At 70.7% G+C, this 23,088-nt stretch carries 23 protein-coding genes and 1 riboswitch; of the genes, 10 read left to right on the top strand and 13 right to left on the bottom strand.

From position 1 onward, the window contains the following. Window positions 1-55: 55 nt before the first annotated feature. The 3 genes from OG206_RS24050 to OG206_RS24040 form a co-directional block, all read right to left on the bottom strand. Window positions 56-421: an Rv2175c family DNA-binding protein gene (locus OG206_RS24050; protein ID WP_327119440.1), complete on the bottom strand. Its 366-nt coding sequence runs from the start codon at window positions 419-421 to the stop codon at window positions 56-58. A gap of 59 nt (window positions 422-480) precedes the next feature. Continuing rightward, window positions 481-1,653, bottom strand: coding sequence for an NAD(P)/FAD-dependent oxidoreductase (locus OG206_RS24045; RefSeq protein WP_327122384.1), 1,173 nt, complete (start codon window positions 1,651-1,653; stop codon window positions 481-483). 97 nt (window positions 1,654-1,750) lie between these two features. Next, complete coding sequence (locus OG206_RS24040) at window positions 1,751-2,092, bottom strand: hypothetical protein (RefSeq protein WP_327119438.1); 342 nt, start codon at window positions 2,090-2,092, stop codon at window positions 1,751-1,753. A gap of 51 nt (window positions 2,093-2,143) precedes the next feature. Then, window positions 2,144-2,256: riboswitch (TPP riboswitch) on the top strand. On the opposite strand from OG206_RS24040, the gene thiO reads away from it, so the two are divergent. The 5 genes from thiO to OG206_RS24015 all read left to right on the top strand — a co-directional run bounded on the left by thiO (window position 2,254) and on the right by OG206_RS24015 (window position 7,437). Beyond that, window positions 2,254-3,480 (top strand): glycine oxidase ThiO, encoded by a 1,227-nt coding sequence (thiO, locus tag OG206_RS24035; RefSeq protein WP_327119436.1) that lies wholly within the window; start codon window positions 2,254-2,256, stop codon window positions 3,478-3,480. Its footprint overlaps the riboswitch before it by 3 nt. Continuing rightward, window positions 3,477-3,707 carry a sulfur carrier protein ThiS gene (thiS, locus tag OG206_RS24030; protein ID WP_327119434.1) on the top strand — a complete coding sequence of 77 codons (231 nt, stop codon included), beginning with the start codon at window positions 3,477-3,479 and terminating at the stop codon, window positions 3,705-3,707. Before thiO ends, thiS begins: the two co-directional genes overlap by 4 nt. Window positions 3,708-3,709: 2 nt before the next feature. Next, window positions 3,710-4,504: a thiazole synthase gene (locus OG206_RS24025; RefSeq protein ID WP_327119432.1), complete on the top strand. Its 795-nt coding sequence runs from the start codon at window positions 3,710-3,712 to the stop codon at window positions 4,502-4,504. Between the two features lie 127 nt (window positions 4,505-4,631). Beyond that, a complete protein-coding gene (gene pknB, locus OG206_RS24020; RefSeq protein WP_327119430.1) occupies window positions 4,632-6,551 on the top strand; it encodes a Stk1 family PASTA domain-containing Ser/Thr kinase in 1,920 nt (639 codons plus the stop codon). A 22-nt stretch (window positions 6,552-6,573) separates the two neighbouring features. Next, window positions 6,574-7,437 carry a deoxyribonuclease IV gene (locus OG206_RS24015; RefSeq protein WP_327119428.1) on the top strand — a complete coding sequence of 288 codons (864 nt, stop codon included), beginning with the start codon at window positions 6,574-6,576 and terminating at the stop codon, window positions 7,435-7,437. A 27-nt stretch (window positions 7,438-7,464) separates the two neighbouring features. Here the strand turns inward: OG206_RS24015 and OG206_RS24010 are convergent, their stop codons facing one another. After that, complete coding sequence (locus tag OG206_RS24010; RefSeq protein WP_327119426.1) at window positions 7,465-8,097, bottom strand: sulfite oxidase-like oxidoreductase; 633 nt, start codon at window positions 8,095-8,097, stop codon at window positions 7,465-7,467. A 154-nt stretch (window positions 8,098-8,251) separates the two neighbouring features. Between OG206_RS24010 and bfr the strand changes: the two genes are divergently transcribed. Beyond that, entirely contained in the window at window positions 8,252-8,731 is a 480-nt protein-coding gene (bfr, locus tag OG206_RS24005) for a bacterioferritin (RefSeq protein ID WP_327119424.1), read from the top strand. Window positions 8,732-8,769: 38 nt separating this feature from the next. Here the strand turns inward: bfr and OG206_RS24000 are convergent, their stop codons facing one another. Continuing rightward, window positions 8,770-9,039, bottom strand: a complete 270-nt coding sequence (locus OG206_RS24000) for a (2Fe-2S)-binding protein (RefSeq protein WP_327119422.1) — start codon at window positions 9,037-9,039, stop codon at window positions 8,770-8,772. Window positions 9,040-9,200: 161 nt separating this feature from the next. Then, a complete protein-coding gene (locus tag OG206_RS23995; protein ID WP_327119420.1) occupies window positions 9,201-10,547 on the bottom strand; it encodes a class II 3-deoxy-7-phosphoheptulonate synthase in 1,347 nt (448 codons plus the stop codon). A 104-nt stretch (window positions 10,548-10,651) separates the two neighbouring features. Between OG206_RS23995 and OG206_RS32635 the strand changes: the two genes are divergently transcribed. Both OG206_RS32635 and OG206_RS23990 read left to right on the top strand, forming a co-directional pair. Next, complete coding sequence (locus OG206_RS32635) at window positions 10,652-10,708, top strand: trp operon leader peptide (RefSeq protein ID WP_079159714.1); 57 nt, start codon at window positions 10,652-10,654, stop codon at window positions 10,706-10,708. A 96-nt stretch (window positions 10,709-10,804) separates the two neighbouring features. Beyond that, window positions 10,805-12,712 (top strand): anthranilate synthase family protein, encoded by a 1,908-nt coding sequence (locus OG206_RS23990; RefSeq protein ID WP_327119418.1) that lies wholly within the window; start codon window positions 10,805-10,807, stop codon window positions 12,710-12,712. Between the two features lie 228 nt (window positions 12,713-12,940). Here the strand turns inward: OG206_RS23990 and OG206_RS23985 are convergent, their stop codons facing one another. Genes OG206_RS23985 through OG206_RS23970 form a run of 4 tightly spaced genes read right to left on the bottom strand, consistent with a single transcriptional unit; the run spans window position 12,941 to window position 16,873 of the window. Beyond that, window positions 12,941-15,067 carry a CocE/NonD family hydrolase gene (locus tag OG206_RS23985; RefSeq protein ID WP_327119416.1) on the bottom strand — a complete coding sequence of 709 codons (2,127 nt, stop codon included), beginning with the start codon at window positions 15,065-15,067 and terminating at the stop codon, window positions 12,941-12,943. A 4-nt stretch (window positions 15,068-15,071) separates the two neighbouring features. Beyond that, window positions 15,072-15,371, bottom strand: coding sequence for an antibiotic biosynthesis monooxygenase family protein (locus OG206_RS23980; protein ID WP_327119414.1), 300 nt, complete (start codon window positions 15,369-15,371; stop codon window positions 15,072-15,074). Between the two features lie 43 nt (window positions 15,372-15,414). Beyond that, window positions 15,415-15,897: a nuclear transport factor 2 family protein gene (locus tag OG206_RS23975; RefSeq protein ID WP_327119412.1), complete on the bottom strand. Its 483-nt coding sequence runs from the start codon at window positions 15,895-15,897 to the stop codon at window positions 15,415-15,417. A gap of 31 nt (window positions 15,898-15,928) precedes the next feature. After that, on the bottom strand, window positions 15,929-16,873 hold the full coding sequence (locus OG206_RS23970) for a D-2-hydroxyacid dehydrogenase family protein (protein WP_327122383.1): 945 nt from the start codon (window positions 16,871-16,873) through the stop codon (window positions 15,929-15,931). Between the two features lie 390 nt (window positions 16,874-17,263). On the opposite strand from OG206_RS23970, the gene OG206_RS23965 reads away from it, so the two are divergent. Both OG206_RS23965 and OG206_RS23960 read left to right on the top strand, forming a co-directional pair. Then, window positions 17,264-17,893 (top strand): TetR/AcrR family transcriptional regulator, encoded by a 630-nt coding sequence (locus OG206_RS23965; protein WP_327119410.1) that lies wholly within the window; start codon window positions 17,264-17,266, stop codon window positions 17,891-17,893. A 586-nt stretch (window positions 17,894-18,479) separates the two neighbouring features. After that, a complete protein-coding gene (locus OG206_RS23960) occupies window positions 18,480-19,868 on the top strand; it encodes a homogentisate 1,2-dioxygenase (protein WP_327119408.1) in 1,389 nt (462 codons plus the stop codon). Window positions 19,869-19,988: 120 nt separating this feature from the next. Here the strand turns inward: OG206_RS23960 and OG206_RS23955 are convergent, their stop codons facing one another. From OG206_RS23955 to macS, 3 genes are all read right to left on the bottom strand, one after another. Then, a complete protein-coding gene (locus OG206_RS23955) occupies window positions 19,989-21,026 on the bottom strand; it encodes a 6-phosphofructokinase (protein ID WP_327119406.1) in 1,038 nt (345 codons plus the stop codon). Window positions 21,027-21,139: 113 nt separating this feature from the next. Beyond that, window positions 21,140-21,832, bottom strand: coding sequence for a response regulator transcription factor (locus tag OG206_RS23950; protein ID WP_327119404.1), 693 nt, complete (start codon window positions 21,830-21,832; stop codon window positions 21,140-21,142). Beyond that, window positions 21,829-23,058: a MacS family sensor histidine kinase gene (gene macS, locus OG206_RS23945; protein ID WP_327119402.1), complete on the bottom strand. Its 1,230-nt coding sequence runs from the start codon at window positions 23,056-23,058 to the stop codon at window positions 21,829-21,831. Before macS ends, OG206_RS23950 begins: the two co-directional genes overlap by 4 nt. Between the last annotated feature and the right edge of the window lie 30 nt (window positions 23,059-23,088).

The following is a 23,088-nucleotide window of genomic DNA, read 5'->3' as shown; positions in this document are numbered from 1 at the left end:
CGGCGGGGTGCGGGCCGTGTGTGCCACGGCCCGCACCCGGCTCACGGCCGTCCGGTCAGACGGCGAGCGCCTGGGCCCGGCGCTTCACCTCCGTACCGCGATTCTCGCTCAGGGCCTGCGCGGGAGTCCCGGGCAGGGTCGGGTCGGGGGTGAAGAGCCAGTCCAGCATCTCTTCGTCGTTGTAGCCGTCGTCCCTCAGGAGGGTCAGGGTCCCCGCGAGGCCCTTGACCACCTTGTCGCCGTCGATGAAGGCGGCAGGCACCTGGAGCGTCCGGTTCTCACCACGGCGTACGGCGATGAGCTGGCCCTCCTTGACCAGCTGCCGTACACGCGTCACCTGCACATCGAGCATTTCCGCGATGTCAGGAAGGTGGAGCCAGGCGGGGACGAGAGCATCGATCTTTGCGTCAATCTCGGTCACAAGGACAAGCGTGCCATCCCGGACCGACAGTCGGTACCCGGGCCGACCGTACGGGGCTGTCAGCGCTCCGGGAGGACCGTCGATTTCAGCGGTACGGAGGGGTCGGCCGCGCGGGCCGGATCGATCCGCGCCCCCGCTTCGACCAGCTTGCGGCCCTGGGCCAGGTCGCGCGGCCTGTTGACGGCCAGCACGGCGACCAGCACCCCCTCCCTGAGCCAGCAGACCGTCCAGGAGGGCTGAGCGGGGTCACCCCGCCACAGCAGGGTCCCGGCGCGGGTGTGGTGGCCGGCGTACTGCACGAAGCGCCCGAACTGCTCGGACCAGAAGTAGGGCACGGGGTCGTACGCCGCGCTCACCCCGCCCGCGAGGGCGGCGGCCACGGTCCGGGGGCCCTGGAGCGCGTTGTCCCAGTGGTGGACCAGCAGGCGTTCGCCGTAGCGGGCGGAGGGGAACGACGCGCAGTCGCCCACCGCGTACACGTCGGGCAGCGAGGTGCGCAGGGAACTGTCGGTGGTGACCGAGCCGTCCGGGCCGAGAGCGATGCCCGAACCGGCGAGCCACGCGGTGGCGGGCCGGGCGCCGATGCCGACGACCACCGCCCCTGCGGGGAACATCCGGCCGTCCGTGAGGCGGACGGTGCCCGGTTCGACGTGGGCGACCCGGGCGCCCGTGAGGAGACGGGCTCCGCTCTCTGCGTACCACGCGGCCATGGGGGCCGCGACCTCGGCGGGCATCGTGCCGGCGAGGGGCCGGTCGCCGGCCTCGACGACGGTGACCTCGCATCCGGCGGCGCGGGCGGCGGTGGTGAACTCGGCCCCGATCCAGCCCGCTCCGACGACGACCACGTCGTGCTGCCGCTCGAGGACGGGCCGCAGCCGCGCGGCGTCGTCGAGGGTGCGCAGCAGATGGACGCCGGGTACGCCCTCGGAGCCGGGCAGCACCACGGGTTCCGCGCCGGTGGCGACGACCAGCACGTCGTAGCCGACGGGCCCCTCCACGGTGTCCAGTTCGTGAGCCCCCGCGCGCAGACCGGTCACGTCGAGCCCGAGGCGCAGGGTGATGTCCAGCTCCTCGAAATCGACGTCGAAGGCGGAGTCCTCTGCCTTGCCGAGCAGGACCGCCTTGGACAGTGGCGGCCGGTCGTACGGCTGGTGCGGCTCGGCCCCGACCAGGGTGACCGGGCCCGCGTAGCCCTGTTCGCGCAGGGCCACGGCCGTCTGCACGCCTGCCATGCCCGCGCCCACGACCACGACCCCGTGCGGCCGGGGTCCTCCTGCCGGGTCCTGCGTCAGTTCGCTCACACGTCCACCCTAATCACGTGACATGACGTCAGCTCAGGGCCTCCTCCACCACGCTCGTCCCGCTGCCTTCCCGCGACTCCCACTCCCGCTCCTCGTCCAGGCGGACCCGGCCACCGGGCAGGTCCGTGACCGTCGAGACGCAGTGGCCGCAGGAGGTAGTGCCGTCCTGCTTCAACTGGACGTAGCGGAAGTCCAGGACGTCGCCCACGCGGGTGCCGAGGAGATGGCCGCGGACGATGTCGCCGCCCGCGTGGTCGGCCCAGATCCTGCCGTCCAGTTCACGGTAGGCGAAGCGGGTCCCGGTACCGACCTGGCCGGGGGCCTGGTCGGCGACGGGCGACAGGACGAGTCCGTCGAGTGAACGGGCCACGGGCACTGTTCCCTTACTGCGCGGAGGCGGCGGGGTCTAGGCTGGCCACCGTAAGGCACTCGCGGGAGTCCGGGCGTACCGGACTGAGAGGGAGGCTGACCGGCCTCCGACCGTACGAACCTGATCCGGGTCATGCCGGCGAAGGGAGGGGCTGGACGCCCATGCGCATCTCCGCAGACAGTTCCGACGTCCTGGTCGTCGGAGGCGGCATCATCGGTCTGGTGACCGCCTGGCGGGCGGCCCAGCGCGGTCTGGGCGTCACGCTCGCCGACCCCGAACCGGGTGGCGGAGCCGCCCGGGTCGCGGCCGGGATGCTGGCCGCCGTCACCGAACTGCACTACGGCGAGCAGATGCTGCTCGGCCTCAACCTCGCCTCCGCGGCCCGCTATCCGGAGTTCGTGGCCGAGCTGGAGGAGGCGAGCGGCCGGGCGACCGGCTTCCGCGCCTGCGGCACCCTGTCCGTCGCGCTCGACTCCGACGACCGGGCCCATCTGCGGGAACTGCACGCGCTGCAGCGGCGCTCGGGCCTGGAGTCCGAGTGGCTCAGCGGACGCGAGTGCCGACGGCTGGAGCCGATGCTCGCCCCGGGTGTGCGGGGCGGGCTGCGGGTCGACGGTGACCATCAGGTGGACCCGAGGCGCCTCGCGTCCGCCCTGGTCACGGCGTGCGAGCGGGCCGGGGTGGCCTTCCGGCGCACCTGGGCCGAGCGCCTGCGCGTCACGCACGGCCGCGCCACGGGGGCCGTCCTCCGGGACGGCACGGAGCTGACGGCGGGCCAGGTGGTTCTGGCCGGGGGAAGCCTCAGCGGTCGCCTCGCGGGGATACCCGAGGCGGTCCTGCCGCCCGTACGCCCGGTCAAGGGACAGGTCCTGCGGCTGACCGTCCCGGCCGCGTACGCTCCCTTCCTCAGCAGGACCGTCCGTGCCGTCGTGCGCGGCAGCCACGTCTATCTCGTCCCTCGCGCCGACGGTGAGCTGGTCGTCGGCGCGACCACCGAGGAGCTGGGCTGGGACACCACGGTCACCGCAGGCGGGATGTACGAACTGCTGCGTGACGCACACGAGTTGGTGCCCGGCATTACCGAGCTTCCGCTGACCGAGACGCGTGCGGGCCTGCGGCCGGCCTCGCCGGACAACGCCCCGCTGCTGGGCCCGACGGCCCTGCCCGGCCTGCTCCTCGCGACCGGGCACCACCGCAACGGGGTGCTGCTGACCCCCGTCACGGGTGAGGTGATGGCCCATGCGCTGACGACGGGCGAGCTGCCCGAGGTGGCCCGCCCCTTCGCACCGTCCCGCTTCGCCCCGGCCCACCGGCCCCTCCCACCGAGGGGTGCGGAAGCCTTCCCCCGCCCAGGCACCACCCCCGTGCAGCAGGAGCAGTCCGTATGACACAGCCCGTGCCCGCAGGCGTTCCCGTCTCCGTGTCCGTGAACGGCGAACACCGCGCCCTTCCCGCGGGCACCGCCCTGGACACCCTCGTCGCCGCGCTGACCGCGGCGCCCTCCGGTGTGGCCGCCGCCGTCAACGAGGCCGTCGTACCGCGCGGCCAGTGGTCCGCCACCGCGCTCGCCGATGGCGACCGCGTCGAGATCCTGACCGCGGTCCAGGGAGGCTGACCATGTCCGACGACCTCTTCACCCTCGGCTCCGCCTCCTTCACCTCGCGACTGATCATGGGGACGGGCGGGGCACCCAGCCTCGACGTGCTGGAGCGCTCACTGACCGCCTCCGGGACCGAGCTGACCACCGTGGCGATGCGCCGGCTCGACCCGACCGTGCGGGGTTCGGTGCTCTCGGTCCTGGAACGCCTCTCCGTGCGGGTCCTGCCGAACACCGCCGGCTGCTTCACCGCCGGCGAGGCCGTCCTGACCGCGCGGCTGGCCCGTGAGGCGCTCGGCACCGACTGGATCAAGCTGGAGGTCGTGGCGGACGAGCGGACCCTGCTGCCCGACCCGGTCGAGCTGCTGGACGCCGCGGAGACCCTGGTCGACGACGGCTTCACCGTCCTGCCCTACACGAACGACGACCCGGTGCTGGCCCGCAGGCTGGAGGACGTGGGGTGCGCGGCGGTCATGCCGCTCGGCTCCCCGATCGGCTCCGGCCTCGGGATCCGCAACCCGCACAACTTCCAGCTGATCGTCGAGCGGGCCGGAGTCCCGGTGATCCTGGACGCCGGAGCCGGGACCGCCTCGGACGCGGCGCTGGCGATGGAGCTGGGCTGCTCCGCTGTGATGCTCGCCTCGGCGGTGACCCGCGCGCAGGAGCCGGAGCTGATGGCGGCGGCGATGCGGCACGCGGTGGAGGGCGGGCGGCTGGCGTACCGGGCGGGACGCATCCCCCGCCGCCATTTCGCCGAGGCGTCGTCGCCCGTGGAGGGCAGGGCGGTGCTGGATCCGGAGCGCCCCGCCTTCTGATTCCGGGCACCGGTGGCGGCCTCCCGGTCACAGCACGTGCATACGCCTGTCACGGGTCGGCACCGGAACGGCCCCGGGGGGCTCCGGGCCCGCCCGACGTGTCCGTCGCAGCTCGTAGACTCGGTCCGTGGACACGACCCTCCAGGACCCCCTCGTCGGGCAGCTGCTCGACGGCCGCTACCGCATCGACGCGCGTATCGCCGTCGGCGGCATGGCCACGGTCTACCGGGCCGTGGACACCCGCCTCGACCGGGTGCTCGCCCTCAAGGTGATGCATCCGGCGCTGGCGACCGACGTCGCCTTCGTCGAGCGCTTCATCCGCGAGGCGAAGTCCGTCGCCCTGCTCGCGCACCCCAATGTGGTGGCCGTCTTCGACCAGGGCGCCCAGGGCGCGTACGTCTACCTGGCCATGGAGTACGTCGCCGGGTGCACCCTGCGCGACGTACTGCGCGAGCGCGGCGCCCTGCAGCCCCGGGCCGCGCTGGACATCCTGGAGCCGGTCCTGGCCGCGCTCGGCGCCGCGCACCGCGCGGGCTTCGTGCACCGGGACATGAAGCCGGAGAACGTCCTCATAGGCGACGACGGCCGGGTCAAGGTGGCGGACTTCGGGCTCGTACGCGCGGTCGGCACCGCCACGGACACCACCGGCTCCCTGCTGGGCACGGTCTCCTACCTCGCCCCCGAGCAGATCGAGCAGGGCACCGCCGACACCCGGTCCGACGTGTACGCCTGCGGTGTGGTCCTCTACGAGATGCTGACCGGCGGCAAGCCCCACTCCGGGGACACCGCCGCCCAGGTCATCTACCAGCACCTCAACGAGGACGTCCCGGCTCCGTCCGCCGTCGTCCCCGGCCTCGCCGCCGGGCTGGACCGGCTGGTGGCGGCCGCCACCGCGCGCAGCCCCGAGCTGCGCCCCCACGACGCGGTGGCGATGCTCGCCGAGTCCCGCGTGGAGCGGAGCGCGCTCACCGAGGAGCAGCTGGACGCGGTACCCCCGCAGGCCATCGCGGAAGCGCGTGACGGCGCCGGCGACCGCACGAGCGTGATTCCCCGGGTGATCCCCGCGGGCCAGGGCACCGCGCACCACACCAGCCGGCTGGAGATGCCGCCGCCGCTGCCCCCGGAGGGGAGGGGCCGGCGTGCCCGCATCGCCGGGGGCGGCCGGCGAGGCGCGGTCGCCGCGCTCGTCGCCGTGCTGCTGGTCCTGGGCGCCGGTATCGGTGTCTGGTACATCAACTCGGGGCAGTTCACCCGGGTCCCCTCCCTCCTCGGGCAGACCCAGAGCGCGGCGGAGCGGCGGCTCTCGGACGAGGGTCTCGACGTGAAGGGTGTCGAGCGCGCCTACAGCGACACGGTGGAGCGCGGCACGGTGATCAGCAGCGATCCCGGCTCGGGCGAACGGATCCGGGGCAACGACGCCGTAGGGCTGGTGATCTCGCGCGGTCCGGAGATCGTGAAGGTTCCCGACGTCGGGGGCCTCACGCTTGCCGACGCGCGGCGTGAACTGAGGAAGGCGGGTCTCGCGCCCGGCATGGTGACCCGCGAGTTCAGCGAGGAGACCGGCACGGGCGAGGTGATCCGCACGGACCCCGAGACCGGTGCCGAGCGCCACGCCGACTCGGCGGTCGCCCTGGTCGTGAGCAAGGGGAGCCCGGTCGACGTACCCGATGTGACGGGGCTCGGTGTCGACGAGGCGAAGGCCGCGCTGGAGGACGCGGGGCTGAAGGCCGAGGTGCTGCCCGGGAGGGTCGAGTCCCCCGAGGAACAGGGCGGGATCGCCCGGCAGTCCCCCGAGAGCGGTACCGAGGCCGCCGAGGGCGACACCGTGGAGCTGACCGTCTCCAAGGGCCCGCGGATGCTCGACGTCCCCGACGTCACGGGGAAGGATGTCGACGAGGCCAGGAGCACACTGGAGGAGGCGGGCTTCGAGGTGAGGGTCGACCGCCCGTTCCTGTCGTTCAGCGACACGGTCGCCCGTCAGTCGACCGAGGGCGGGGAGCAGGCCCCCGAGGGCTCGACCATCACCATCAGGACCAAGGGCCTGTAGGACCACGAAGGACCGGCAGCACATGCGCAACCCGATCGGTGGCCACGTCCCCGTGGCCGGCGGACTGTCCAAGGTGGGCCTCGGCTACGCCCGCGAGCTTGCGGCCGAGACCGTACAGGTCTTCGTCGCCAATCCCCGCGGCTGGGCGACACCACCCGGAAATCCCTCGCAGGACGACCTGTTCCGCGCGCAGTGCGCGGCGGAGTCGGTCCCCGTCTACGTCCATGCCCCGTATCTGATCAACTTCGGCTCGCACACCGAGGCCACCGTCGAGCGGTCGGTCGTGTCCCTGCGGCACTCGCTGCGCCGGGCCAGGGACATCGGCGCGCTGGGCGTGGTGGTGCACACCGGGTCCGCCACCGGCGGCCGCCCGCGCACCGAAGCCCTCGCCCAGGTACGTACGCACATGCTTCCGCTGCTGGACGAACTGACCCATGACGACGACCCGTTCCTGCTGCTGGAGTCGACCGCGGGGCAGGGCTTCTCGCTGTGCTCGCGCACGTGGGACTTCGGCCCCTACTTCGAGGCCCTGGACTCCCATCCGAAGCTCGGCGTCTGCCTGGACACGTGCCACATCTACGCGGCGGGGCACGACCTGACCGGGCCGTCAGGCATGCGGCAGACCCTGGACCTGCTGGTGGACACGGTCGGCGAGGGGCGGCTGAAGCTGATCCACGCCAACGACTCCAAGGACGTGGTGGGCGCCCACAAGGACCGGCACGAGAACATCGGATCCGGCCACATCGGCGCCGAGCCGTTCCGTGAGCTGTTCTCCCACCCGGCGACCGAGGGAGTGCCGCTGATCATCGAGACACCGGGCGGCAAGGAGGGGCACGCCGCGGACGTCGCGCGACTGAAGGAACTCCGGAGTTCCGCGGGCGCGTAGGTGTGCGGGGGCCCGCCGAAAGCCGGCTCAGAGTTCGGGGCCGTCCCCGGGCTCCTCCTGGTAGGAGTAGCGCTGCTCGCTCCAGGGGTCGCCGATGTTGTGGTAACCGCGCTCCTCCCAGAATCCCCGGCGGTCGGCCGTCATGTACTCGATGCCCCGGACCCATTTGGGGCCCTTCCAGGCGTACAGGTGCGGCACCACCAGCCGCAGCGGGAAACCGTGTTCGGCGGTGAGCAGGTCGCCGTCCTTATGGGTGGCGAAGAGCGTCCCGTCCGACGTGAAGTCCGCCAGCCGCAGATTTGAGCTGAATCCGTATTCGGCCCAGACCATCACATGCGAGACATGGGGGGCGGGCGGGGCGAGTCGCACGATCTCACGCGCGAGGATTCCGCCCCATTCGGCTCCGAGCATGCTGAATTTCGTCACGCAGTGGAGGTCCGCCTCGACGGACGAGAATGGCAGCGCCGAGAATTCCCGGTGATTCCAGCAGTGCTTGTCGCCGTCGGCCGTGGCCCCGAAGACCCGGAACTCCCAGCGGTCGGGCTTGAACTTCGGCACGGGCCCGTAATGGGTGACCGGCCAGCCGCGCTGCAGCCTCTGCCCCGGTGGAAGCCCGGCTTGCTCTGCTGTGCCGCGTTCCCGGCTTTCCGGCTGACCCATGCCTCCATGGTGACAGACAGGCAGGGGTGGTCATGACCAGGGGAGAGTTGATCAGGGCAACTCGCACTAAGCGTGCACTTACTGGACGGCCGCATGGCGCGATGCGAGGATGCGCCCAAACATGCCTGTTCACCGGTTGGAAGGAGCCTCTGCGATGCAGGGCGACCCCGAGGTCCTCGAGTTCCTGAACGAACAGCTGACTGCCGAATTGACTGCCATCAATCAGTACTTCCTGCACGCCAAGATGCAGGAGAACTTCGGCTGGACGAAGCTCGCGAAGTACACGCGGTCGGAATCGTTCGACGAGATGAAGCACGCCGAGCTCCTCACCGACCGGATCCTCTTCCTCGACGGCCTGCCCAACTATCAGCGGCTCTTCCACGTCCGGGTCGGCCAGACGGTCACCGAGATGTTCCAGGCCGACCGCCAGGTCGAGGTGGAGGCGATCGACCGTCTCAGGCGCGGTATCGAGATCATGCGGGCCAAGGGCGACATCACCTCGGCGAACATCTTCGAGTCCATCCTCGAGGACGAGGAGCACCACATCGACTACCTCGACACCCAGCTCGAACTGGTCGAGAAGCTCGGCGAGCCGCTCTACATCGCGCAGCTGATCGAGCAGCCGGAGAGCTGACCCGCCTCGCGCAGGGGATTCCGCGGGGGCGCGGGGGGTCAGGCGGCGTCGGACAGCGTGACGTCGGCCGTGGTGCCGAAGACGACGGGTTCGCCGGCCGTGGCGCCTGCCGGTACCGTGCGGCCTTCGACGAGGTCACGGCGGGGACAGTCCCCGCGGCCCAGCAGCGCCTGGATCCTGCGGACGCAACCGCCGCAGTCCGTACCGGCCTTGCAGGCGGAAGCGATCTGGCGGGGGGTGCAGGCTCCGCCGTCCGCGTGCTTCTTGACCTGCTCCTCGGTGATGCCGAAGCACGAGCAGACGTACATGCGGTTCACCTCCCGACGGGTAGTCGATCACTGCGCCGTCCCGATTCCCGGTGAGGCTAACCTAACCTTACCCGCCACCCCCCGCACGCAAAAGCCCCGGTACGACCGTGGGGCACGGATCACATCGATCCGTGCCCCACCGACGTCACCGGGAGTGATCCCTACTGGTCGCGGTACATCTCGGCGACCAGGAAGGCCAGGTCCAGGGACTGGCTGCGGTTGAGGCGCGGGTCGCAGGCCGTCTCGTATCGCTGGTGCAGGTCGTCCACGAAGATCTCGTGGCCGCCGCCGACGCACTCGGTGACGTCGTCACCGGTGAGCTCGACGTGGATGCCGCCGGGGTGCGTCCCGAGCTGCTTGTGCACCTCGAAGAAGCCCTTGACCTCGTCCAGGACGTCGTCGAAGCGGCGCGTCTTGTGGCCGGACGCGGCCTCGAAGGTGTTGCCGTGCATCGGGTCGGTCACCCAGGCCACGGTGGCGCCCGAGGCGGTGACCTTCTCGACCAGCTCGGGCAGCTTGTCGCGGACCTTGTCGGCGCCCATGCGGACGATGAAGGTCAGCCGGCCGGGCTCGCGCTCGGGGTCGAGGCGGTCGACGTAGGCGAGGGCCTCGTCGACCGTGGTCGTCGGGCCGAGCTTGATACCGATGGGGTTGCGGACCTTCGAGGCGAACTCGATGTGCGCCCCGTCCATCTGCCGGGTGCGCTCACCGATCCAGACCATGTGGCCCGAGGTGTCGTACAGCTGGCCGGTCCGTGAGTCGGTCCGGGTCAGCGACGACTCGTAGTCCAGCAGCAGGGCCTCGTGCGAGGCGTAGAACTCGACCGCCTTGAACTCGGCCGGGTCCGTGCCGCACGCCTTCATGAAGTTCAGCGCGTTGTCGATCTCGCGGGCCAGGGCCTCGTAACGCTGGCCCGACGGGGAGGACTTGACGAAGTCCTGGTTCCAGGCGTGCACCTGGCGCAGGTCGGCGTACCCACCGGTGGTGAAGGCGCGGACCAGGTTCAGCGTGGAAGCGGACGCGTGGTACATCTGCTTCAGCCGCTGAGGGTCCGGGATGCGGGCGGCCTCGGTGAATTCGAAGCCGTTGACGGAGTCGCCGCGGTAGGTCGGCAGCGTCACGCCGTCGCGGGTCTCGGTCGGCTTGGAGCGCGGCTTGGAGTACTGACCGGCGATCCGGCCGATCTTCACGACGGGCACGGAGGCCGCGTAGGTGAGGACGGCGCTCATCTGGAGCAGGGTCTTGAGTTTGGCCCTGATGTCCTCGGCGGACACGCCGTCGAAGGCCTCGGCACAGTCACCGCCCTGCAGCAGGAACGCCTCGCCCTTGGCGACGGCTCCCAGGCGGGCCCGCAGCTGGTCGCACTCGCCGGCGAAGACGAGCGGCGGATACGACTCGAGGTCCGCGATCACGTCGCGCAGAGCCTCGGCATCGGGGTACTCGGGCTGCTGCGCCGCGGGAAGGTCTCGCCAGGTGTGGCCACCGGCGACGGAGGTATTGGCGTTCACGGTCACCTTGACAACACTACGGGGTCCAGGAGGCGGTCCAGCCGACCCGCTCACCAAATGAGACGTGCGCTCGTTTGTCCACCGCATCCGATAAGGTCCGTGGCATGTTCGCGCAGACGATCCAGAACTGGTGGTGGACCGCTCATCCGGCGGCCCGCTGATCATCGCGCGTACTGACTTCGCGAAGGCCGCCCCGAGGGGCGGCCTTCTCTGCTTGCTGGAGCCGGGAGCCGTTCCTCCGTCCGGAAGGAACGCCCATGTCCCACCGCTCCCCCGCCCTCTCCGACCTCCTGCGGGACGACTCCCCTCCGTTCGCGCTGCTGCGCAGGCGCACGCCCGGGCGGGACCACGACACCGTGGAGATCCTGACCGGCGAGGTGCACGAGGTGGACCGCCTCGCCGCGCTTCCCGTGGGTGAGCGGCCCTCGCTCGCCCTGGTCCCCTTCGGGCAGATCGCCGAGCGCGGATTCGACGTCCGCGACGACGGCACCCCGCTGGCCGTGCTGGTGGCCGACGAGGTGTACGAGCTGCCGCTTGCCGAGGTCCTCGCGCAGCTGCCCGACCACGGCGTACGGGTCGAGGGCGGCGGCTTCGACGTCTCCGACGACGCGTACGAGGACATCGTCCGGCGGGTCGTCGAGGACGAGATCGGGCGGGGCGAGGGGGCGAACTTCGTCATCCGGCGGACCTTCGGCGGCGAGATCCCCGGATTCGGGCGGGCGGACGCGCTGGCACTGTTCCGGCGGCTGCTGGAGGGCGAGCGCGGGGCGTACTGGACGTTCGTCGTGCACACGGGGAACGCCGGGCGGCCGGGGCTGCGCGGCCGGACGCTGGTCGGCGCCAGCCCGGAGGTGCACGTACGGATGTCCGGCGGGACGGTGGTGATGAACCCCATCAGCGGGACCTACCGCTACCCGGACGAGGGACCGACCGCCGAGAGCCTGCTCGCCTTCCTCGGCGACCGCAAGGAGACCGAGGAGCTCTCCATGGTGGTCGACGAGGAGCTCAAGATGATGTGCACCGTCGGCGACATGGGCGGGGTGGTGGTCGGGCCGCGGCTCAAGGAGATGGCCCACCTCGCGCACACCGAGTACGAGCTGCGCGGGCGTTCCTCCCTGGACGTCCGCGAGGTACTGAAGGAGACCATGTTCGCGGCGACGGTCACGGGCTCGCCCGTCCAGAACGCCTGCCGGGTCATCGAGCGGTACGAACCCACGGGCCGCGGGTACTACGCGGGCGCCCTGGCCCTGATGGGCCGGGAACCGGGAGGCGCACAGACCCTCGACTCGCCGATCCTGATCCGCACGGCCGACATCTCGGAGACCGGCCGGCTGAGCGTGCCGGTGGGCGCGACCCTCGTCCGCCGTTCCGATCCGGCGGCGGAGGTCGCCGAGACCCGTGCGAAGGCGGCGGGGGTGCTCGCGGCCCTGGGGGCCGGGCCCGCCCGGCCCGAGGCGGAGGCGGACCGTCCGCGGCTGGCCTCGGACCCCCGGGTCCGGGCCGCATTGGATGAGCGGCGCGGTGGGCTCGCCCCGTTCTGGCTCCGGATGCAGGAGCGGTCGGCCGAACTGTCCGGCCACGCTCTGGTGGTGGACGGCGAGGACACCTTCACGGCCATGCTCGCGCACCTGCTGCGGTCGTCGGGCCTGACCGTGACGGTGCGCCGCTTCGACCGGCCCGGGCTGCGCGAGGCCGTGCGGGCGCACGAGGGGCCGGTCGTGCTGGGGCCCGGCCCCGGCGACCCCGGGGACACGGCCGACCCCAAGATGCGGCTGCTGAGGGAGCTGGCCGCCGGCCTGGTGCGGGACCACCGGCACGGGCTGCTCGGCGTCTGCCTCGGGCACGAGCTGATCGCGGCGGAGCTCGGCCTGGAGATCGTGCGCAAGAGCGTGCCCCACCAGGGGGCGCAAGCCAGGATCGAGCTGTTCGGCAGGCCCGAGACCGTCGGCTTCTACAACAGTTTCACCGCGCGCTGCGACGGGGCCGCGGAGGCGGAGCTCGGTGCCCACGGCATCGAGGTGAGCCGGGACGCGGCGACCGGCGAACTGCACGCGCTGCGGGGCAGGGGTTTCGCGTCGGTGCAGTTCCACCCGGAGTCGGTGCTCACCCTGCGCGGCTCGACGATCGTGACCGAGCTGCTGGCGGCGCTTCCCGTGGCCGGCTGAGGACTCCTCGGTGCGGACGGTGTCCGGAGGGGTTTCCGGACACCGTCCACCGGGCGGGTCGACGCCGTACATGCCACCGGGGGGCGGGGCCGCCGCACAGCGGTCCCGCCCCCCGGTGGCCGAGGAGGCGCCGGGGCCGCCCCGCACGGCGGTCCCGTCCCCCGGTGACGGCGGGGGTCGCACGCGAAACGACCGTCCGCCACATGGGATGTGGTTCTGCGTACCGGCTCAGTCGGCCCGGCGCGAGATCACCGGCAGGGTGAGCGAGCTGGCGAGCGGACCTCCCGTGAAGACGCGGTTGACCGCGTCACGGTGGTAGGACTCGTCGTAGGCCCGGGCCCACGCCGAGGTTGCTCCCTTCCTGTCCGCGGGAGAGATCTCGATGCGCAGCCGGCGCCCCGCGGCGATCCGACCGGTGGCGGGCAGCAGCTCCACCTCGGCCTTCACGACATCGCCCGGGGACAGCGGCTGGGCGTCCTCGCGCCGGTGCGTGTGATAGGGGCGTACCTCGGTGCTGAGCTCGGGGTCGAGCGCTCTGCGCGACACCTTCAGGCAGCCCCAGGTCAGCGGAGCGGCGGGGTTGGGTTCGTGCGTCCCGAAGGGGACCTCCCGGTCACCGTCCATGACGCGCACCGATACATAGAGGTCCGCGTCGGACGACGTGGAGGCCACCCATACGGTCGCCCTGAAGTGGCCCGCGAGCTCGACGTCCGTGTCGAAGGGGGCTGTCTCGAACACGGCCATGGGCAGATCCGGCTCGGACGCGCGGACATCGGCGGAGTACTCGGCGACGGCGATGTGCGCGGACGGCTCGGCGGTGACTCCGCCGACACCCCCATCGGCACCGGCGTCGAGGAAGAGCTTCCGGTACTCCGTGCCGGGGACGGGCCACTCGGCCGCGTCCCGCCACTCGGACCCTCCGTCGCCGGTGCGCATGACCATGCGTACCGGCGAGGGAGCGCGGTCGGGCTCCACACCCTTGAGGTGCCGGTCGAAGAACGCCTCGATGTCGGACTGGCTGTCCAGGTACATGTGGTGCGCGTACTCGGCGTCCCACACGAGAAGCTGCTTGTCGGGGGACTTCAGCTGAGCGAACGCCTCGAAGCCGGCCCTGCCGTGGATCTGCGCGGTCTGGCTGACCGCCGTGAGCACCGGTATGTCGATACTGGAGAAGTCGGCCGACTGGAGCCCGGCACCGCGGTAGTAGTCGTCGTCCCACGGATGACCGGCCAGCCCGCCGACGAAGTCGACGGTGTCCGACTCGGGGTTCTTCGCACCGCCGACCATCTCGGTGAACCACCACGTGCGGTAGTCGTTCAGGAAGAGGCCGCCCGTGTACGCCAGGTCCCTGTAGGCGTCCGAGTCCGAGGCGAGCGGGGCGATGGCCTTGAGCGACGGGGGGCGCAACGACGCCACGTTCCACTGGATCGTCGCGTTGTACGAGCCCCCGTAGAGGCCGACCTTGCCGTCACTCCAGGGCTGCTGTGCGGCCCACTCGATGGCGTCGTAGTAGTCGAGGGATTCCTGCACGGAGAAGGGGTCGACCGTACCGGGCGTTCTGCCCACGCCCCGGCTGTCCACCCGCACGACGACGTACCCGCGCGGCACCCACGTGCTGGAGTTCGCGCTGACGGCGGTTTCCGAGTGCCGGAAATAGGCGAAGATCCCGTCCCGGCTCTCCTCGTGCCACGCGGCTTCCCGCTCCTCGCTCGCCTGGAGGTCCTCGTCGCTGAGAATGGAACCCACCCGGAACGCCCGCCCGTAGACCGACTGCCGGAGCAGAACCGGGTAGTTGCCCGCCTCGATGGGCCGGAACACGTCGGCGAGGAGGTAGCTTCCGTCGCGCGTGGGAACGCGTACGTCCCGGAGCACCTTGATGCCCGTGAGCGCGCGCCGCAGGTGGTTCCGGGCCTCGGCGGCTCCCCGGAAGCGGAGCCCGGTCTCGCTGAAGACCGCGCGGACGGAGTCCGCCTGCGCGAAGGACTCGACGTCACAGGCGAAGGAAATGCCTTCCGCCTGTGCGTCGACGACCTCACGGATGTGCTTGTCGATCAGCACGCCGTCGCGAAGGTCCGTCTGCCGCCCGAGGCTCTGGACGAACCGCGAACGGTTGACCGTGTCCGGCCGGGTGACATCGGGAGCGCCCGCGGGGTCACCGTCGTGGAGACTGCCCAGCGTCAGATGCGTGGCCGCGGCCGCGCTCCCGATGACAAGACCGCCGATGGAGAAGGTCACCGTCTCGCCGGGCAGGTAGAGGAAGGTCCCCGCATCGTCGGTGACACCTTCCTGGGAAGGCGTGCGATATCCCAGGCCCACGAAAGGCCCGTCCAGGAAGGTCCCGGCCAGCGGCTTCATCTGCTCAGAACCCCTCGATGACCGTGGCGGCGTGGAACGTGTCCGGCGTCCCGGTGAACAGGGGACCCAGCGCGCCGACGAACCCTGCGAACTCCTCGGTCTTCGTGAACTCGAGGTGGTGGTCGACGGACTCCCACTGGAGGAGGAGCACGAACGTCCCCTCCGCGTCGACGGCTCGAAGCAGCTTCACGTCGAGACAGCCGTCGGTCGCCCGGAGAAGCGGTATATGCGCGCGCACAAGGGATTCGAAGTCATCCTCGGTGGCCTCGGCGACCGTGATGCGTGCAACTTCCCAGACAGCCATCTTCGTTCCTTTCGCGGAGAGATCTCGTTCGGCCTGCGGCGGGCTACTTGGCCGGCGGAACGGCCATGGGGAGGTTGTGCCTCACGCAGTGCGAGGTGAGCGCCCAGCGTCCGTCGATCTTGCGCAGCACCGACGCGTAGTGACCGGCCATGCTGAGCGCCAGCGCACCCTGCAGCATGACCGACCCGACCGGCCAGTTCTGCCCGGCGGTGCCTTCGACGTTGGACTCGACCGTCAGGAACTGGGCGTCCATACGCGCCTCGTCCCCATCGATGTCCACGATGTGGTCAGTGGTGAAGTACTGGTTGCCACGCGTGGAGGGCATCGTGCCGCTCTCCATCAGCGCCTGGATCTGGCCGGGGCCGGTGACCGTCACACGGGTCGCGTAAGCCTCCCGGCCGGAACGGCTCTGGATCTCGAACGCGCCCTCAGGTGCGAACAGCGCCGCGATGGCCTTGGCGTCACGCTCTTCGAGCGCGCGGACGTAGCGTGCGAGGACTTCGATGATTTCCAGACGGTCACTCATGAGTACTGCCTCTCCCTGAGAGTTTGACGGACTACTTGACGATGCGGATCGGTTCACCGGCGACGAACGCGGCGATGTCCTCCACGGCCTCTTCGTAGAAGACCTTGTAATTGCCCTCGGTCACGTAGCCGATGTGCGGCGTGATGGTGGCGTTGTCGAGCTCACGCAGAGGGTGCGGCACCGGCAGCGGCTCGGTCTCGAACACGTCGAGAGCCGCTCCGCCGATCGCGCCGTCGCGCAGCGCCTGGACCAGTGCGTCCTCGTCGATGATGGGACCGCGCGATGTGTTGACCAGGACCGCGGTGCGCTTCATCAGCGACAGCTCGTTCGCTCCCACCAGGTGGTGCGTGCGCTCACTGAGGACCAGGTGCACGGACACCGCGTCGGAACGGGTGAAGAGTTCTTCCTTGCTCACCGCGGTCACGCCGTGCGGCGCCGCCTTCTCGGCGGTGAGGTTCTGGCTCCAGGCGATGGTCTCCATCCCGAACGCCTGGGCCACCTTGGCAACACGGCCTCCGATCCGGCCCAGGCCCAGCAGACCGAGCGTCTTGCCTTCCAGAATCGTGCCGACGCTCCCCTGCCAGCCGCCCTCGCGAACCAGCCGGCTCTCGGACGGCAGGTTCCTGGCCGCGGCGAGAAGCAGCGCCCAGGTGAGTTCGCAGGTGGCGGCGACATCGGGGTATCCCGTACCGCAGACGACGACACCCTGGGCGTTCGCCGCCTGGACGTCGATCGCGGCGTTCGCCGGAGCGGTGGTGACGAGCAGCTTGAGACGTTCGAGGCGGCGCAACACGTCGGCGGGGAACCTCGTACGTTCCCGCATGGCCACCACTACATCGAAGTCGGCCAACTGGGATACGGCCGCGTCCGCATCGGGAAAAGCGTGATGGAAGAACTCTGTATATGCATTCAGAGATTCCCAGTCGGCATAGCTCCTTGCCACATGCTGGTAGTCATCCAGCACGGCAATGCGCAGAGTACTCAAAGGGGCCCCTTGAATGATGCGCGGCCGAAGAATACCTCGACCGCCGTCGTTCCGGGGCGCCCACGAAGCAAGACGACGCCGATCCGCACTCGACGCCCCGGACTTGCTGATATTGGTCTATCAACAAAAACTTGCCGAAGCAAGTGATAGGCCACTATCACCTACGTGGCGAGATGCCCGGGCACCGGTGGCCGACAGGGGGAGACCGGCGACGGCACCGCACGCCTGACGGCATGGCGCACCAGGACGAGGCCCGGTGCGGGGCGCCGAACGACCGGCCCGCTCCGGAACGTCCGACGACCGGAGCCCGGGCGTGACGTGACGGCCGATCGGAGAGTGACGGCACCGCCGCCATATGGGGCATCTGGTAGCGTCCCGCGCATGCGCGGGGAAGCGGAGACATCAGAAGGCGGCGACACAAATCGGTCGAAGTCGCGACGCGACGCCGAGCGGAACACCCGCCGCATCCTGCAGGCCGCAAGCGCGGCACTCCGTGACGACCCACAGGCGTCCATGGCGGACATCGCCGAAGCCGCGGGGTTCGGGGTGGCAACGGTCTATCGCCGCTTCCCGACGCGGCAGGACCTGCTCCAAGGGGTGATCTGGGAACTCTTCGCCGCCGACATGGCCCCGGCCCTGGTCGTGGCCGCGAACGAGCCGGACCCGCGCAAGGGAGTCAGCATCGCCTTCGAGGCCGCCCTCAGCGCGGCCAGTCGCAGCGGAGCGATCCTCCCGGAGATGACCCTGGACATCATCCGGTCGACCTTCGCGGATCCGGTCAGCCGGATCATCGAAGAGGGTCGGCAACAGGGCTTGTTCAGGCGCGATCTCGACCCGGAGAGAGACACACTCCGGCTCATCCTGATGCTCCTGGGCGTGGTGCCCACGCTGCGACCGGAGAGCGACGGCTGGCGGCGGTACCTGAGGCTCGTCATGGACTCGTTGTTGCTCGACGCGACAGATCCCCTTCCTCCCGCGGAAGTCGTCACCGACCCCTTCCAGCGCTCCTGAGTGACCCCGGCCGGCCCACCTTCGGCGGCCGCCACGCCGGTCGGCCGGCACGGGTCGGCACGTTCGGATCCCGGCCCGCGACCGGCCGGACATCGGCCCGTCCCCGACCGTCGGATGCTGCCGAACGGCCCCGCTCTGCACGTGAGTTCGCCTGCCGGTCGCCCCGGCGGGGTGGCGGCTGCCCGCGCGCCCGGTGCGCGTCACGGCCACCAGCCCGCGTGCGGCGTCAAGGCCGGCAACCCGCCGATCAGCACAGGTGATGAGCGGTCACGCAGCTGAGCCGCGCCCGGCAACACCGTTGAGACCGAAGCGCAGACCCGAAATGAACCTGGCCTGACTCGTACCGGTGCCGGATCGCGCCTGAAACCGTGCAGACAAGGTAGAGCCACGCACCGATAAGTGTCTATCACTTGTTGACTGTGAACGTTTGGTGATAGATGTCTATCAACAGCAACAGCTCGCCGTGTGCCGCCGAGGAACTGAACCGGCGGAGGCTACGGAACAGATTTCTGCCGCGCGCTACTGATTGCTCCGGCAGATAGCCCGGCTGTGGCGGACAAGTCCCCCTTGGAGAAAGGCCAGACGTATGACCACCAACCTCGAGCGGGAAGCGGCAGTACGCGAGCGTGCCCGGAAGCGCGCGGCTTCGCTGACGTACTCCACCGGTTTCGGCAACGAGCACAGCAGCGAGGCTCTGGCCGGGGCTCTGCCCGTGGGGCGCAACAGCCCCCAGCTGCCCCCTCACGGTCTGTACACGGAACTGCTGTCCGAGACCGCGTTCACCGAGACCCGTCCCAACACCCGGCGTACCTGGATGTACCGCATCCGCCCGTCCGTCGTGCGTCCGCGCCAGGAGCGCATGGACAACGGGACGCTGCTGACCCCGCCCTTCGTGAATACACCGGTGGATCCGCACTCGCTGTACTGGAAGCCGCGGCCGGCTCCCGCCCAGGGGACCGACTTCGTCGCCGGCCTGTGGACGCTGGCGGGCAACGGGGACCCCCGGACACGCAGCGGCATGGCGGTGCACCTCTACACGGCCGACGTGTCGATGACGGACCGCGTGTTCAGCACCTCCGACGGCCAGCTGCTCATCGTGCCCGAGCAGGGCGGGCTGCTCATCCACACCGAACTCGGCCTGCTGGGTGTGGAGCCCGGCCACATCGCCCTGATCCCCCGCGGCATGAAGTTCCGGGTCGAGATCCTCGGCACGGCCGGGGACGAGACCGGCACCGGCTTCGTGCGCGGCTACGTGTTCGAGAACTTCGGTACGCCGTTCTCCCTTCCGGAGCTGGGCTTCGTCGGCCAGAGCGGAATGTCCAACCCGCGCGATTTCCTTGCGCCGGCCGCCGCCTACGACGACTCGGAAGAGCCGGTCGAGGTGATCACCAAGGTGTACGGGGATCTCTGGACGTCGACGTACGACCACTCGCCGCTCGACGTGGTCGCCTGGCACGGCAACAGCGCCCCGTACGTCTACGACCTCCGCGACTTCCAGGTCATGGCGTCGGTCAACTACGACCACCGCGACCCCTCGCTGCTGACGGCGCTGACGTCCACGACGTCCACGCCGGGTCTGAACAACATCGACTTCTGTGCCGTACCGCCCGAGTGGGTCGTCACGGACGCCTTCCGGCCGCCGTACTACCACCGCAACGTGAACGCCGAATTCGTCGGTGTCATCGAGCAGGCCCAGCACGTGACCGCTGGCCTGGGTGGCGCAGCGGCCGACGACGGCTACGTGAACGGCATAGCGGGGATCGTCAACCCGATGAACCCGCACGGCCCGGGGGCGGATGCCTGGGAGGGCGCCACCAAGGGCGGCCTCGATCCGATGAAGACGGACGGGCTGCTGTTCGTGGTCGAGACCCAATGGCCCCTGGTGGTCACCGAGCAGGCCGCCCGGACGATCGGGCAGACCTCCGACGAGACCCTGAGCGGGAACTCCACGCTCCAGAGCCAGTTCCGCTACTGACACCCCCGTGCGGCACGCACGCGTCGTCCCGCACTCGCCCCGGCCCGGCCGGTTCCCTGACACCCGATCAGGGAACCGGCCGGGCCGTAGGGCGTCGGGCCGGGCGTGGGCGTCTCGCCATCAGCCGAAGAAGACCCCCGCCTCCGCGTAGAGGGCCGGGTCGACCGTCTTGAGGCGGGCCGTGGCATCCGCGATCGGCACCCGCACGATGTCCGTGCCCCGCAGGGCGACCATGACGCCGAAGGCGCCGTCGTGGACCGCGTCGACGGCGTGGAGCCCGAAGCGCGTGGCGAGCCAGCGGTCGAAGGAACTCGGGGTGCCACCGCGCTGGACGTGGCCGAGGACGGTGGTCCTGGCCTCCTTGCCGGTGCGGCGCTCGATCTCCTTGGCGAGCCACTCGCCGACGCCGGAGAGCCGTACGTGCCCGAAGGAGTCGTGGGTGTCGTCCTTGACGATCATCCGTCCGTGCGCGGGCGCCGCCCCCTCGGCGACCACCACGATCGGCGCGTAGCTGGCCCTGAAGCGCGAATCGACCCATCCGCAGACCTGGTCGATGTCGAAGCGCTGCTCGGGGATGAGGATGACGTTGGCACCGCCGGCCAGCCCGGAGTGCAGGGCGATCCAGCCGGCGTGCCGGCCCATCACCTCGACGACGAGGACGCGCATGTGGGATTCGGCCGTGGTGTGGAGACGGTCGATGGCCTCGGTGGCGATGCCGACGGCGGTGTCGAACCCGAAGGTGTAGTCGGTGGCCGACAAGTCGTTGTCAATGGTCTTGGGTACGCCGACGCACTTGACGCCGTACTCGTCGGACAGCCTCGCCGCGACGCCCAGGGTGTCCTCGCCGCCGATGGTGATCAGGGAGTCGACCTCGTGCCTGGCGAGGTTCTCCTTGATCCGGCGTACACCCTGCCCGGCGTGCTCGGCGTCGAACGGGTTGGTCCGTGAGGAGCCGATGATGGTGCCGCCGCGCGGCAGGATGCCACGCACCGCGGGTACGGACAGTGGGACGGTCCTGTCCTCCAGCGGTCCGCGCCAGCCGTCCCGGAAGCCGATGAAGTCGTAGTCGTACTCCTGCACGCCCTTGCGGACGATGGCGCGGATGACCGCGTTGAGGCCGGGGCAGTCGCCGCCCCCGGTCAGTACTCCGACCCGCACGGAAGCATCCCTTCGCCGAAGTGAGCCCACTACGGACCACGCTAAGGGTGACCCAGGTCACTTCGGGATGGGTGGGACGGTCAATTCCGTTGCTTCACAGGGTTGTTGTCCAGTCACACGTCGTCGAGGCCTGCCTCGATCGCGTAGCGCACGAGCTCCACCCGGTTGTGCAGCTGGAGCTTGCCGAGGGTGTTCTGGACATGGTTCTGCACCGTGCGGTGGGAGATGACCAGGCGTTCGGCGATCTGCTTGTACGAGAGCCCCTTGGCGACCAGCCGCAGGACCTCCGTCTCGCGGTCGGTGAGCTGGGGGATCTTCGGCGCGTCGGCCTCGGCGGGGGCGGGACCGGAAGCGAGCCTGCGGTATTCGCCGAGCACCAGTCCGGCCAGTCCCGGTGTGAACACCGGGTCCCCCGCGGCGGTGGCCCGCACGGCATCGGTCAGCTCCTGGGTGCTGGCCGACTTGAGCAGGTAGCCGGTCGCCCCGGACTTCACCGCCTCCAGCACGTCGGCGTGCTCGCCGCTGGCGGACAGCACCAGGACGCGCAACCCCGGACGGGAGCCGACAAGCTCCTTGCAGACCTGGGCGCCGGGCATCCCCGGCAGGTTCAGGTCGAGCACCAGGACGTCGGGGTTCGCGGCCCCCGCCCGGCGCACGGCGCTCGGGCCGTCGCCGGCGGTCGCGACCACGTCGAAACCGGACTCGGTCAGATCGCGGGCGACCGCGTCGCGCCACATCGGATGGTCGTCGACAACCATCACCTTGATGGGCCGCTCGCCGGACGCCTGTGTGTCGGTCGTGCTCATCGGGCCGATCCTGCCTTCCCCCGTGAGATCTTCGGAACCTTCAACTCGACCTCGGTGCCCTGGCCGGGTACCGAGATCAGCTCTGCTGTGCCACCCAGGTCGCGCAGCCGTCCGCGGATGGACAGGGCGACGCCGAGCCGCCCCTCCCCCTCCGCCTGGTCGAGCCGGCCCTCCGGGATGCCGGGGCCGTCGTCCCGGACCGTGACGATCACCTCGTCCGGCTCGTCCTCGACCAGGATCCAGGCCCTGGCCGCGGGGCCCGCGTGGACCCTGACGTTGTCCAGTGCGGCGCTCACGGCTGCGGCGAGTTCGCGGGCCGCCCCGACGGGGAGCAGCACCGGGGCACCGGGTTCCGCGAAGGTGACCCTGGAACCCGCGTGCGCGGCGAGGAGTGCGCGCAGGTCGCTGTCGGCGGCCCCGGGTTCCGCGTCGTCATGGTCCGCGTCCACCCGGCGGACCACCGCTCCCTCGGCGCTGTCCTCGGAGACCCGGGTCGTGGGCACCAGGCCGCTGGAGACGAGGGTCCGCAGGGCGACCTCCTGCTCCCCGGCCATCCGGCCCAGCTCCGCCGCCTCACCGCCCAGAGCCGTACCGCGGCGCTGGACCATGGCCAGGACCTGAAGGACGCTGTCGTGGATGTCACGGGCGAGTCGCTCCCGCTCCCGGGTCGCGGCCTCGATCTCCAGGGCGCGGGCGAGGGTCCGCTCACTGGCGCGGGCGACCTCGACGACGTAACCGATGGCGATGGAGGCGACCCACACGAGCAGCACGTTGTGGAACGTGTCCTCGCTGGGCTCGCCGCGCTCGACGATGTTGGCGGCGGCGACGAGGGTGGACGCGAAGGCCGCCCACCGCCAGCCGCCCTTGAGGGCGAAGGCGAGGACGGAACCGGCGGTCCAGATCGACGGGAGCGTCGGGCCGTCCATGTGCCGGGCGTCGGCGTCGGCCAGGGGGGTCAGCAGGATGCCGGCCAGCGCGACGACCAGGTCCAGGCCGAGGAAGCGCTTGGTGCAGCTCGCCGCGCCGGCGACCCTGGGGAGGGTGACGGCGGTCCAGAGGGCGAGGAACGCCAGGAAGGCGACGGCGACCCAGGGGCGCTCGTACTTCTCCCGGCCGAAGCCGGCGAGGAGCGCCGCGTAGACCAGCGTCAGCACGCGGTACGCGGTCAGCGCCCGCCACAGCGGCTGCTCGACCGACATCCGTACGACCCGTTCACGCCCGGCCATGTCCCCCGTGTCCCCTCACCCGGTTCCCAG

This window comes from Streptomyces sp. NBC_01341 (genome assembly GCF_035946055.1).
Lineage (GTDB): Bacteria > Actinomycetota > Actinomycetes > Streptomycetales > Streptomycetaceae > Streptomyces.
The sequence above is the reverse complement of the archived record's forward strand: the minus strand, read 5'-3'. Positions and strand labels throughout refer to the sequence as shown.